We start from the raw sequence: 12,583 nt of genomic DNA, 5'->3' as shown, positions 1-12,583 counted from the left end.
AGCCTGCAAAAAGCCCTCGCTACCTTAAGGTTCCGGGGGCTTTCTGATTCTCGAACACCACAGATCCCCTGTGGGAGCGGGCTTGCTCGCGAAGACGGTGGATCAGGCGACATAGATGAATCTGACACACCGCTTTCGCGAGCAAGCCCGCTCCCACACTGGATCTTCATAGCCTTCCAGCTTTGCACTCGCCCACAAAAAAGCCCCCGCTGCCACAAGGGCAACGGGGGCTTTTTGTGGGGCGCTTACATCTCGACCTGCGTCCCCAACTCAATCACCCGGTTCAGCGGCAGATTGAAGAAACGCAAATTGCCATTGGCGTTCTGCAACATGAAGGCAAACAGCGCCTCACGCCAGCGCGACATGCCTTCGAGCTTGGAGGCGATGACCGTCTCGCGACTGAGGAAGTACGTCGTGCGCATCGGGCTGAAGTCCAGTTCATCAAGGTGACACAGCTTCAACGCCTTCGGTACGTCCGGCTCGTCGGTGAAGCCGAAGTGCAGGATCACCCGGAAGAAACCTTCGCCGTAGGCATCGACCTCGAACCGTCGCGATGGCGGCACCCGCGGGATGTCTTCGTAGACCACCGTCAGCAGCACCACTTGCTCGTGCAGTACCTGGTTATGCAACAAGTTGTGTAACAGCGCGTGGGGCACGGCGTCCGGTCGCGCAGTGAGGAACACTGCCGTGCCCTGCACGCGATGGGGCGGTTGTACCGCGATGCTGCTGATAAAGATCGGCAGCGGCAAACCACCCTCATCGATGCGCTCGACCAGCAACTGCTTGCCGCGCTTCCAGGTGGTCATCAGCACAAACAGCGCGAAACCGGCGATCACCGGAAATGCACCGCCCTGAACGATTTTCGGCACGTTGGCGGCGAAGTACACACCGTCTACCAGCAGGAAACCCAACAGGATCGGCACCACAAGCACCGGTGGCCACTTCCACAGCAACAGGATCACCGCAGACACCAGGATACTGGTCATCAGCATGGTCCCGGTCACCGCCACACCGTAGGCCGAGGCCAGGGCACCGGAGGATTCAAAACCCAGCACCAACAGCACCACGCCGACCATCAGCGCCCAGTTCACCGCGGCGATGTAGATCTGGCCCTGTTCGGCGCTGGAGGTGTGCCGGATGTGCATACGCGGAATGTAACCGAGCTGGATCGCCTGACGGGTCAGGGAGAACGCACCGGAAATCACCGCTTGTGAGGCAATCACTGTGGCCAGGGTCGACAGACCGACCAGAGGGATCAATGCCCAGCTCGGTGCCAACAGGTAGAACGGGTTACGCGCCGCTTCCGGGTCGCCCAGCAGCAAGGCACCCTGACCGAAATAGTTCAGCACCAGCGCCGGCAGCACGAGGATGAACCAGGCACGAGCGATCGGCTTGCGACCGAAGTGGCCCATGTCCGCGTAAAGAGCCTCGGCACCGGTCAATGCCAGCACCACGGCGCCGAGAATCGTCACGCCCATGCCCGGATGGACCATGAAGAAACGTACACCCCATACCGGGTTCATCGCTTGCAGGACTTCCGGATGCTGGCTGATGCCATAGACGCCCAGTGCGCCCAGCACAAGGAACCAGGTCACCATGATCGGCCCGAACAGAATGCCGATCCGCGCGGTACCGTGACTCTGAATAAGAAACAGCGCGACCAGCACCACCAGCGACAGTGGCACGACCCAATGATCGATGCCATCGAATGCCAGGCCCAGGCCTTCAATTGCCGAAAGCACGGAAATCGCCGGGGTAATCATGCTGTCACCATAGAACAACGCCGCACCGATCAGTCCGCAGACCACCAGCAACGTGCGTAATTTGGCGTGTCCCGCCGCCGCCCGCCGCGCCAGCGCGGTCAAGGCCATGATCCCGCCTTCGCCCTGGTTGTCGGCGCGCAGCACAAACATCATGTACTTGATCGACACGACCCAGATCAGCGACCAAAAGATCAGCGCCAGGATCCCCAGCACCCCGTCATGGTTGACCGGCACACCATAGCCTCCGGAAAACACTTCTTTGAGGGTGTACAACGGACTGGTGCCGATATCGCCATAAACAACCCCGACTGCCGCGACCAGCATGCCGATCGGCTTCACCGCCGAATGCTCGGCACCGGCAGCCTGACTACTTGCCTGACCCATCCACCACTCCTACTTCTCAGACCCGGGCTTGTTTGAAAGAAGCACTATGCTTTGTCGTGCAGCATGCGCTGTTTTACATCAGGTTACAGACGTTTAGTTGACTGTAAAAAACCAGTAAAGCGTAACGGCGCGAAGCATAGCGCAGCACTCGTCGCATTTCCCCGCATAAAGCTGGTCAAGTGAGCGACTCATCGCTAGAATTGCGCACTTTTTGATCAGAGGCGCCATTCAAGCGCCCGTCCGTCGGTTTTGCCCTGCCCGGCAAGCGGCGTCACAAAATACCGAGGTTAGACATGTCCACCACTCCTGCGCCGGCCAATCCAAAGGTTGGCTTCGTATCCCTGGGTTGCCCCAAAGCACTGGTCGACTCCGAGCGCATCCTTACCCAGCTGCGCATGGAAGGCTATGACGTGGTGTCCACCTACCAGGACGCCGACGTCGTGGTGGTCAACACCTGCGGCTTCATCGATTCGGCCAAGGCCGAGTCCCTGGAAGTGATCGGCGAAGCCATCAAGGAAAACGGCAAGGTCATCGTGACCGGCTGCATGGGCGTCGAAGAAGGCAACATTCGCGACGTACACCCGAGCGTGCTGGCCGTGACCGGTCCGCAGCAGTACGAGCAAGTGGTCAACGCCGTGCACGAAGTCGTGCCGCCACGCCAGGACCACAACCCGCTGATCGATCTGGTGCCGCCACAAGGCATCAAACTGACTCCGCGCCACTACGCCTACCTGAAGATTTCCGAAGGCTGCAACCACAGCTGCAGCTTCTGCATCATCCCGTCGATGCGCGGCAAACTGGTCAGCCGTCCGGTGGGCGACGTGCTCGACGAGGCCCAGCGCCTGGTCAAGTCCGGCGTCAAGGAGCTGCTGGTGATTTCCCAGGACACCAGTGCCTATGGCGTCGACGTGAAATACCGCACCGGTTTCTGGAACGGCGCGCCGGTGAAAACCCGCATGACCGAACTCTGCGAAGCCCTGAGCACCCTCGGCGTCTGGGTTCGCCTGCACTACGTTTACCCGTACCCGCACGTTGACGAGCTGATCCCGCTGATGGCCGCCGGCAAGATCCTGCCGTACCTGGACATCCCGTTCCAGCACGCCAGCCCGAAGGTGTTGAAGTCGATGAAGCGCCCGGCCTTCGAAGACAAGACCCTGGCACGCATCAAGAACTGGCGCGAAATCTGCCCGGACCTGATCATCCGCTCGACCTTCATCGTCGGCTTCCCGGGCGAAACCGAAGAGGACTTCCAGTACCTGCTGAACTGGCTGACCGAAGCGCAACTCGACCGTGTCGGCTGCTTCCAGTACTCGCCGGTTGAAGGCGCACCGGCCAATGACCTGGACCTGGAAGTCGTCCCGGACGACGTCAAGCAGGACCGTTGGGAGCGCTTCATGGCGCACCAGCAGGCCATCAGCTCGGCGCGCCTGCAAATGCGCATCGGCCGTGAAATCGAAGTGCTGGTCGATGAAGTCGACGAGCAAGGCGCGGTGGGCCGCTGCTTCTTCGATGCCCCGGAAATCGACGGCAACGTATTCATCGACAACGGCAGCAACCTCAAGCCGGGCGACAAGGTCTGGTGCAAAGTGACCGACGCCGACGAATACGACCTGTGGGCTGAACAGATCTAAACGCAAAAAATACAAAAAGCCCCGCTCTCTTGACGAGATGCGGGGCTTTTTTACGGCTATCGTTTGCACATGGAAGGATTCCTATCAACCACTGCATAAGAGGCAGACGGGCATGCGTCAGCATTCGGTCATCCACACGCCGAAACTCGGCGACTACGAAGAATTGACCCGGGTCTGGGAGGCCTCGGTGCGCGCCACCCACGACTTCCTGCCCGACAGCTACATCGAACTGCTGAAAAACCTGGTGCTGACCCGCTACCTCGACTCGGTGATGCTGATCTGCACCAAGGATTCGAACCAGCGCATCACCGGATTCGCCGGCGTCGCGGCCGGCAAGATCGAAATGCTCTTCATCGACCCCGACCATCGTGGCCAGGGCCTGGGCAAGAAATTGTTGCGTTATGCCCTGGAACACCTGAACGCCGATGAACTGGACGTCAACGAACAGAACCCGCAAGCCCTCGGCTTTTACTTCAAACAGGGTTTCGAGGTCATCGGTCGCTCGGAAGTCGATGGCATGGGCCAGCCGTATCCGTTGTTGCACATGCGTATGCGTCAAAGCCAGCAACACTCCCGACATGGCTGACACAACACAAAACCACTGTGGGAGCGGGCTTGCTCGCGAAGGGGTCATCAACTTCAACAATTATGTTAGCTGACACACCGCCTTCGCGAGCAAGCCCGCTCCCACAAAAGTCAAACAGCGTAAATGGAACCGGGATTAACCGGCGCCAGGCAGGTACAATGCCCACCCCCTTTTTGTTACGGCCCTGACATGACTGACCCGATTCGTCTCTCCAAACGCCTCATCGAACTCGTCGGCTGTTCCCGTCGGGAGGCTGAGCTGTTCATCGAGGGCGGCTGGGTCACCGTCGACGGCGTGGTCATCGACGAGCCGCAATTCAAGGTCGACACCCAGAAAGTCGAGCTTGATCCAGAAGCCAAGGCCACCGCGCCAGAACCGGTGACCCTGCTGCTCAACGTGCCGGCCGGCATGGACGCAGACACCGCCATGGCCACCCTCGGCGCCGAGACCCTGAGCGAAGAACACCGTTACGGCAAGCGCCCCTTGCGTGGGCACTTCCTGCGCCTGACCGCCAGCACCGACCTGCAGGCCAACGCCAGCGGGCTGCTGGTGTTCACCCAGGACTGGAAAATCCTGCGCAAGCTCACCGCCGACTCCAGCAAGATCGAGCAAGAGTATGTGGTCGAGGTTGAAGGCGAGATGGTGGCTCACGGCCTCAACCGTCTGAACCATGGCCTGACCTACAAGGGCAAGGAATTGCCGACGGTCAAGGCCAGCTGGCAGAACGAAAACCGCCTGCGCTTTGCCATGAAGAACCCGCAACCGGGCATCATCGCCCTGCTGTGCCAGGCCGTCGGCCTGAAGGTCGTCGCCATCCGCCGCATCCGCATCGGCGGCGTGTCCATCGGCAAAGTGCCCGTGGGGCAATGGCGCTACTTGTCCGGCAAAGAGAAGTTCTAAGGCTTTGCGCACCGCCACACTTTTCGGTGCTGCTGTTTTCGGCGGCACCCATAGCTGAATTATCAGGACTGCACACATGATTCATAACGACGTATTGCGCAGCGTGCGCTACATGCTCGACATCAGCGACAAGAAAGTCATCGAGATCATCAAGCTCGGCGGCCTGGACGTGACCCTGGCAGACCTGGTGACCTATCTCGACAAGAAAGAGGAAGACGAGGAAGGCTTTGTACGCTGCCCGGACGAAGTCATGGCACATTTCCTCGACGGCCTGGTGATCTTCAAGCGCGGCAAGGACGAAAGCCGTCCGCCGCAGCCGATCGAAGTGCCGGTGACCAACAACATCATCCTGAAAAAACTGCGGGTCGCGTTCGAGTTGAAGGAAGACGACATGCACGCGATCCTCAAGGCCGCCGAGTTCCCGGTGTCCAAGCCTGAGCTGAGCGCGCTGTTCCGCAAGTTCGGCCATACCAACTATCGCCCGTGCGGCGACCAGTTGCTGCGCAATTTCCTCAAGGGGCTGACTCTGCGAGTGCGCCCGCAGTAAACCGTTCCCTGTAGGAGCGAGCTTGCTCGCGATGGATTCGACAACGCCGCGATTATCCAGCAAACACGCGTCATCGTTAGCGACCATCGCTGGCCAGCTCCTACAAGGCCGAATGCCCCCTCATTCTCTTCGAAAATAATGGCTCCGCTGACCGCGGCTGACGACTAGGGTGTAAAGACCTCAGTTCTCAGGATTCGCCATGCATCCCTACTTTTCCCTGCAAGGCCGCACCGCCCTGGTGACCGGCGGCACCCGTGGTATCGGCAAGATGATCGCCAAGGCCTACCTCGAGGCGGGCGCCACCGTGTACGTCTGCGCCCGCGACGCCGAAGCCTGCCGGCAAACCGCCGACGAACTCGGAGCGCTCGGACACTGCCACGCCATGGTGGCCAACCTCGCCACCGAAGAGGGCGTCCTGCAACTGGCCACACGCCTGGGCGAGCAGATTTCCCAACTGGACATCCTGGTGAACAATGCCGGCACCACCTGGGGTGCACCACTGGAGAGCTACCCGATCAAGGGCTGGGAAAAAGTCATGCAGCTCAACGTGACATCGGTATTCAACTGTATCCAGCAATTGCTGCCCCTGCTGCGCAAGGCCGGTTCAGCGCAGAATCCCGCGCGGATCATCAACATTGGTTCGGTGGCCGGGATTTCATCGTTCGGCGAACAGGCGTATGCCTACGGGCCGAGCAAGGCGGCGCTGCATCAACTGTCGAGGATTCTGGCGCGCGAACTGGTGAGCCAGCACATCAATGTCAATGTGATCGCCCCGGGGCGTTTTCCGAGCAAGATGACCCGGCACATTGGCGATGATGAACAGGCATTGGCTGAGGATACGGCGCTGATTCCCATGAAGCGTTGGGGCCGCGAGGAAGAGATGGCGGCGCTGGCGATCAGTCTGGCGAGTACCGCGGGGGCCTACATGACCGGGAACATCATTGCGCTGGATGGCGGGTTCAGTCTCTGAAATCGGCGGTGCGGCCTTCCCGGGCAAGCCCGCTCCCACAGGGTTCTAGAGCGCACACAAAATTTGTGTCCATCACAAAACCTGTGGGAGCGTGGCTTGCCCGCGATGACGGACTGACAGGCGCCACCGGGCTAGAGGTCACGTGAGTTATCATGCCCCCCTCTTCCCGCCTCGACCTCAAATCATGACCTACAGCGTTTCCCCCATCGGCTTCGTGCGCTCCTGCTTCAAGGAGAAGTTCGCCATTCCGCGCCAGCCACAACTGGCCCCGGCCGCCCGTGGGGTACTGGAACTGGTGGCTCCGTTCGATCAAGGGGATGCAGTGCAGGGCCTGGAGCAGGTCAGCCACGTGTGGCTGCTGTTCCTGTTCCACCAGGCCCTGGAAGAAAAGCCTCGCCTGAAGGTCCGCCCCCCTCGCCTCGGCGGCAATAAATCCATGGGCGTGTTTGCCACCCGCGCCACCCACCGCCCCAATGGCATCGGGCAATCAGTGGTGAAACTGGACAGGGTCGAAGCCAACCGCCTGTGGATCTCGGGCATCGATCTGCTGGATGGCACACCGATTCTCGATATCAAGCCCTACGTGCCCTACGCCGACATCATCGATACAGCCGCCAACAGCATCGCCAGCGCTGCGCCAAGGCTGATTCCCGTGCAGTGGACGGACTCAGCGCTGCTGCAGGCTCACGAGCATGCCCGGCGCCTTGATGAGCCTTTGGTTGAGCTGATCGAGCAATGCCTGGCGCAAGACCCACGCCCGGCCTATCAAACGCCGGCACCCGAGCGGGAATACGGCGCGCAGTTCTGGGATCTGGATGTGCGTTGGCATTACCCGACACCGGAGCTGATCCGCATCCTGGAAGTCATTCCCGCGAAAACCTGAACGCCGAAAATGCAAAAAGCCCGCGCTGCCTTCACAGGCAACGCGGGCTTTGGCTTTATGTGGGAGCGGGCTTGCTCGCGAAAGCGATTTAAAACTCAACGATGATGTTGAATGACAATCCGTCTTCGCGAGCAAGCCCGCTCCCACAGGGTTCCGGTCACTTCTCTACGAACGCACGCTCGATCAGGTAGTCACCCGGCTCGCGCATCCGCGGCGAAACCTTCAGGCCGAAGCTGTTCAGCACTTCGCTGGTCTCGTCGAGCATGCTCGGGCTGCCGCACAGCATGGCGCGGTCGTCCTGCGGGTTGATCGGAGGCAGACCGATGTCGCTGAACAGCTTGCCGCTGCGCATCAGGTCGGTCAGGCGACCTTCGTTCTCGAACGGCTCGCGGGTCACGGTCGGGTAGTAGATCAACTTGTCACGCAGCGCTTCGCCGAAGAATTCGTTCTGCGGCAGGTGCTCGGTGATGAACTCGCGGTAAGCGACTTCGTTGACGTAACGCACGCCGTGGCACAGGATCACTTTTTCGAAACGCTCGTAGGTTTCCGGGTCCTGGATGACGCTCATGAACGGCGCCAGGCCGGTACCGGTGCTGAGCAGGTACAAATGTTTGCCAGGCTTCAAGTCGTCCAGCACCAGCGTGCCGGTAGGCTTCTTGCTGATGATGATCTCGTCGCCTTCCTTCAGATGCTGCAACTGCGAAGTCAGCGGACCATCAGGCACCTTGATGCTGAAGAACTCGAGATGCTCTTCCCAGTTCGGGCTGGCAATCGAGTAAGCGCGCATAAGCGGGCGGCCGTTGGGTTGTTGCAGGCCGATCATCACGAACTGACCGTTCTCGAAGCGCAGACCCGGATCACGGGTGCACTTGAAGCTGAACAGAGTGTCGTTCCAGTGGTGAACACTGAGGACACGCTCGTGGTTCATGTTGCTCATGTACGTGGGACTCCTGGAGATTGGTCTGCGCGTGTTCGGTGTGCTCTGCAAGAAAGCCAGCTCTGCGCAATTGCATCGCATTCTAAAGGCAGAGACAATATCTGTTAAATGGATTATTAAGATAAGGGTTATCGGTTATATCGATATGCGATTTACTCTCCGTCAACTTCAAGTATTCGTCGCCGTCGCCCAGCAGGAAAGCGTGTCCCGTGCTGCGGGCCTGCTCAACCTCTCGCAATCGGCGGCGAGCACCTCGATCACCGAACTGGAGCGCCAGTGCAGCTGCCAACTGTTCGACCGCGCCGGCAAACGGCTGAGCCTGAACGCCCTCGGTAAACAACTATTGCCGCAAGCGGTCGCCCTGCTGGACCAGGCCAAGGAAATCGAAGACCTGCTCAACGGCAAGTCCGGTTTCGGCTCGCTGGCCGTGGGCGCGACCCTGACCATCGGCAATTACCTGGCCACCCTGCTGATCGGCAGCTTCATGCAGCGCCATCCGGAAAGCCAGGTGAAGTTGCACGTGCAGAACACTGCCAACATTGTGCAACAGGTGGCCCACTATGAAATTGACCTGGGTCTGATCGAAGGCGATTGCAGTCACCCGGACATCGAAGTGCAAAGCTGGGTCGAGGACGAACTGGTGGTGTTTTGCGCCCCTCAGCATCCGCTGGCCCAGCGCGGCACGGCCACCATGGACGAGTTGAGCCACGAAGCGTGGATCTTGCGCGAACAGGGTTCCGGCACACGGTTGACCTTCGATCAAGCCATGCGTCATCACCGTTCTTCCTTGAATATCCGTCTGGAGCTTGAGCACACCGAAGCGATCAAGCGCGCGGTGGAGTCAGGTTTGGGAATTGGCTGCATTTCCCGGCTGGCTTTGCGCGACGCATTTCGCCGCGGCAGCCTGGTGCCTGTCGAAACGCCGGATCTGGATCTGGCGCGACAGTTTTATTTCATCTGGCATAAACAGAAATATCAGACCTCGGCGATGCGCGAATTCCTCGATCTGTGCCGCGCCTTCACCGCCGGGGTTCAGCGCAGCGACGAGATCGTGCTGCCGACGATCGCTTAGAGCAGGATGACCGCCCACACCAGGGCAATCATGCTCAATGCCACGAACTGGGCGGCACTGCCCATGTCCTTGGCATTCTTGGACAGCGGGTGCCGTTCGAGGGAAATGCGGTCGATGGCCGCTTCCACGGCCGAATTGAGCAACTCGACGATCAACGCCAACAGGCAGACCGCGATTAACAACGCCTGTTCGACCCGGCTGACATTCAGGAAGAACGACAAGGGAATCAGGATGACGTTGAGCAATACCAGTTGCCGAAAAGCGGCTTCGCCGGTGAAGGCTGCGCGCAGGCCATCCAGCGAATAACCGGAGGCATTGAGAATACGTTTCAGACCGGTCTGGCCTTTGAAAGGTGACATAGAGTGGGCAACTGACAAAAAAAGGAAGTGGGAAAGCTAGTTCAACCAAAGTCAAAAAAGCGTGAAGTTGCCAGCCTTTAAAGGCTGGAAGTTGACTCAAGTTGTTGCAAGAGCAGCGCAGCCTGGGTCCGGGTCCGCACATTCAGTTTACGGAAAATCGCGGTCACGTGCGCCTTGATAGTCGCCTCGGAAACACTCAACTCGTAGGCGATCTGCTTGTTCAGCAAGCCTTCGCAGACCATGGTCAGCACGCGGAATTGCTGCGGCGTCAGACTGGCAAGGCCTTCGCTGGCCGCCTTGGCCTCTGCCGAAACGCTGACCGCTTCGAACGCCTGCGGGGGCCAGAACACATCGCCATCGAGGACCGCACGCACGGCTTTCTGGATCACACTCAAGTCGCTGGATTTGGGAATGAAGCCACTGGCGCCGAACTCACGGGACTTGACCATGATGGTCGGCTCTTCCTGGGCCGAGACCATGACCACCGGAATCTGCGGGTACTGACCGCGCAGCAGGACCAGCCCGGAAAAACCGTAGGCCCCCGGCATGTTCAGGTCCAGCAGTACCAGATCCCAGTCGGATTTTTCCGTCAGGCGGACTTCCAGTTCGGCAATGCTCGCCACCTCCACCAGACGGACATCCGGGCCAAGGCCCAGGGTCAACGCTTGATGCAAGGCACTACGAAACAGTGGGTGGTCATCGGCAATCAGGATTTCGTATGTGGCCATTTTTCAAGTGATCCTGTTTTTCATGAGACGCCCGATGCATTCGGACCTCGCCAAAGCACCTCAAGGCACAGCCATGGAGCTGCACTGACAAGGCACGCTCAACGCAAAAAAAGCCATTGCAAACGCTGGCCGCACCCTGATCGGCGCCAAGCATGCCCAGCGAAGCCAGGGTGGTCAAGCAGCATGCCCGGTACAGTTTATTGCAGTATGAGCGACAATCAGTCCACCCATGGAGTGACCGACTGGACATAGGGCATCAACTCGGCATGCGCCGGGGTCGAAACGTTCATGTCCAACTGATGTTTGGCGTCGAGGTAATGCTGGCTGAACACATCAAAGTAGGCATCCAGCGCCGAGGCTGCGTCGACATCGCCCGCAAGGTCGAGACACAGCGCCGCCACTTCCGCCGTGCACAGATGCTCGCTACGGGTCGAGCGGCGCAACCGGTAGCGCGAGAGTTTTTCGGGCAGCAGGCTGAGGATCGGCAATCGATCGAAATAGGGACTCTTGCGAAAGATCTTTCGTGCTTCGGTCCAGGTCGCGTCCAACAGAATGAACAACGGACGCTTCGCGCCATCGACATCCACACTGTTTGTCACCCGCTCAGGCTCGACATATTCACCCGGAAACACCAGGTACGGCTGCCATTGCGGGTCGGACAACAGCGCCAGCAACTTCGGATCGACCTCCGTACGGGACCAGATGAAGGCGTGGTTGTCAGGGACCACGTCGGCGATCAGCCAACCGGTGTTGCTCGGCTTGAACACTTCCTTGTTGGTCATGATCAGGCACACGCCGGAGCGGGTCGCGACCTGCGGACGCCATGCGCACAAGCAGTGGCTCTCGATCACCCGGCAGTCACGGCAACGCGGCGCACGCCAGCCGCGGGCCTGAATCGGCTTGATGCCCTCCTCCTCACGCTGATCGCGCAAGCGGGCTACGGCATTCAAGGCAAAGCGCGCGGGGGTAGGGCTCATAGCGGGCAACGCCCACAGAGAAGGGAACTCGACACGAAAAACACTCGACAGGGTAAAAAGTGCCAGCAGTTTACCAGACCGCCCGGTGCAAGCCTGTACCGTCCAGCCCGCCTCCCCTATAATTCGCCGCCACTGAACGCACAGTCACGTGACGGGTCAAAGCCCCATCACTGAACCAGGAGAGTTTCATGCTGCGCCTTATCGTTCCTACCGCGGCTATTTTGCTGGCGTCGTCCCTCAATGCCCAGGCTGCGTCCTTGAAAGACACGGAACTGAACAAAATGCTGCAAAACGTCGCCACCCAGAGCAGCGTCGGCACTCCTCGAGCGATCAACGAAGACATACTCGATCAAGGCTACACCGTTGAAGGCAAACAGCTGATCAACCACCTGAGCGTGCAGAGCAGCCACGCCGACAAGATGCGTGCAGACCCGAAGGCGGTGTACTTCCAGCTGGGTGCTTCTGTCTGCAGAAACGAAGGGTTTCGCAAGCTGATGGCCAAGGGCGCGATCATGCGTTACGACTTCACCGAGGTGAAGACCAACCGTCCGGTTGGTTCCGCAAGCTTCCAGGAATCGGATTGCCTGCAACCGGCCAAGAAGAAAAAGTAATCACCGGGAATTGGCGCGCCGCTGTTCATCTTCGGCGCGCAATTCTGCCAGCAACGCCTGCAAGTAATGCGAACGGCGTTCGCCGCCACGCAAACGCCGGCAGCACTCCTCTTCGAGGCTCAAATGATTGGCCTCGGCTGATGATTTCAACAATCGATACAGTTGCGTATCGACCTCCAGAACGACTCTGGCCATGGTTTCCCGCCTCCCTGCACTTCACTCATGTTTGAGCGAT

At 59.6% G+C, this 12,583-nt stretch carries 14 protein-coding genes; 8 read left to right on the top strand and 6 right to left on the bottom strand.

Translation table 11 applies throughout. From position 1 onward, the window contains the following. Positions 1–245: 245 nt before the first annotated feature. The gene (locus tag BSF40_RS10510; protein ID WP_095965061.1) at positions 246–2,147 is read right to left on the bottom strand and encodes a potassium transporter Kup; all 1,902 of its coding nucleotides are present in this window, start codon (positions 2,145–2,147) and stop codon (positions 246–248) included. Between the two features lie 293 nt (positions 2,148–2,440). Here BSF40_RS10510 and rimO point away from each other — a divergent pair, with 293 nt between their 5' ends. From rimO to tsaA, 6 genes are all read left to right on the top strand, one after another. After that, positions 2,441–3,778, top strand: a complete 1,338-nt coding sequence (gene rimO / locus BSF40_RS10505; protein WP_025110809.1) for a 30S ribosomal protein S12 methylthiotransferase RimO — start codon at positions 2,441–2,443, stop codon at positions 3,776–3,778. Positions 3,779–3,890: 112 nt separating this feature from the next. Next, positions 3,891–4,364 (top strand): GNAT family N-acetyltransferase, encoded by a 474-nt coding sequence (locus BSF40_RS10500; protein ID WP_095965060.1) that lies wholly within the window; start codon positions 3,891–3,893, stop codon positions 4,362–4,364. 189 nt (positions 4,365–4,553) lie between these two features. Next, positions 4,554–5,264, top strand: coding sequence for an rRNA pseudouridine synthase (locus BSF40_RS10495; RefSeq protein ID WP_095965059.1), 711 nt, complete (start codon positions 4,554–4,556; stop codon positions 5,262–5,264). A 76-nt stretch (positions 5,265–5,340) separates the two neighbouring features. Beyond that, complete coding sequence (locus tag BSF40_RS10490) at positions 5,341–5,811, top strand: DUF1456 family protein (protein WP_007971161.1); 471 nt, start codon at positions 5,341–5,343, stop codon at positions 5,809–5,811. Positions 5,812–6,010: 199 nt separating this feature from the next. Then, a complete protein-coding gene (locus BSF40_RS10485; protein WP_095965058.1) occupies positions 6,011–6,781 on the top strand; it encodes an SDR family oxidoreductase in 771 nt (256 codons plus the stop codon). Positions 6,782–6,965: 184 nt separating this feature from the next. Continuing rightward, the gene (gene tsaA, locus BSF40_RS10480; protein WP_095965057.1) at positions 6,966–7,664 is read left to right on the top strand and encodes a tRNA (N6-threonylcarbamoyladenosine(37)-N6)-methyltransferase TrmO; all 699 of its coding nucleotides are present in this window, start codon (positions 6,966–6,968) and stop codon (positions 7,662–7,664) included. A gap of 157 nt (positions 7,665–7,821) precedes the next feature. Here the strand turns inward: tsaA and fpr are convergent, their stop codons facing one another. Further along, positions 7,822–8,601 (bottom strand): ferredoxin-NADP reductase, encoded by a 780-nt coding sequence (fpr, locus tag BSF40_RS10475; RefSeq protein WP_003443014.1) that lies wholly within the window; start codon positions 8,599–8,601, stop codon positions 7,822–7,824. 145 nt (positions 8,602–8,746) lie between these two features. Here fpr and BSF40_RS10470 point away from each other — a divergent pair, with 145 nt between their 5' ends. After that, positions 8,747–9,673 carry a LysR family transcriptional regulator gene (locus BSF40_RS10470; RefSeq protein WP_015093792.1) on the top strand — a complete coding sequence of 309 codons (927 nt, stop codon included), beginning with the start codon at positions 8,747–8,749 and terminating at the stop codon, positions 9,671–9,673. Here the strand turns inward: BSF40_RS10470 and BSF40_RS10465 are convergent. From BSF40_RS10465 to BSF40_RS10455, 3 genes are all read right to left on the bottom strand, one after another. After that, positions 9,670–10,032 (bottom strand): diacylglycerol kinase, encoded by a 363-nt coding sequence (locus BSF40_RS10465; RefSeq protein WP_015093791.1) that lies wholly within the window; start codon positions 10,030–10,032, stop codon positions 9,670–9,672. The genes BSF40_RS10470 and BSF40_RS10465 overlap by 4 nt on opposite strands. Before the next feature lie 77 nt (positions 10,033–10,109). Next, complete coding sequence (erdR, locus tag BSF40_RS10460) at positions 10,110–10,760, bottom strand: response regulator transcription factor ErdR (protein WP_095965056.1); 651 nt, start codon at positions 10,758–10,760, stop codon at positions 10,110–10,112. Positions 10,761–10,978: 218 nt separating this feature from the next. Beyond that, positions 10,979–11,737, bottom strand: coding sequence for a tRNA-uridine aminocarboxypropyltransferase (locus BSF40_RS10455; RefSeq protein ID WP_095965055.1), 759 nt, complete (start codon positions 11,735–11,737; stop codon positions 10,979–10,981). 188 nt (positions 11,738–11,925) lie between these two features. On the opposite strand from BSF40_RS10455, the gene BSF40_RS10450 reads away from it, so the two are divergent. Continuing rightward, positions 11,926–12,348, top strand: a complete 423-nt coding sequence (locus tag BSF40_RS10450; protein ID WP_007971154.1) for a quorum-sensing-regulated virulence factor family protein — start codon at positions 11,926–11,928, stop codon at positions 12,346–12,348. On the opposite strand, the gene BSF40_RS10445 is transcribed toward BSF40_RS10450, so the two are convergent. Then, on the bottom strand, positions 12,349–12,543 hold the full coding sequence (locus BSF40_RS10445) for a hypothetical protein (RefSeq protein ID WP_007971153.1): 195 nt from the start codon (positions 12,541–12,543) through the stop codon (positions 12,349–12,351). It lies immediately after the preceding gene. Positions 12,544–12,583: the final 40 nt, after the last annotated feature.

This window comes from Pseudomonas sp. ACN5, assembly GCF_002303975.1.
Taxonomy (GTDB): domain Bacteria; phylum Pseudomonadota; class Gammaproteobacteria; order Pseudomonadales; family Pseudomonadaceae; genus Aquipseudomonas; species Aquipseudomonas laurylsulfatiphila.
This window is presented reverse-complemented; position numbering and strand designations above follow the sequence as displayed.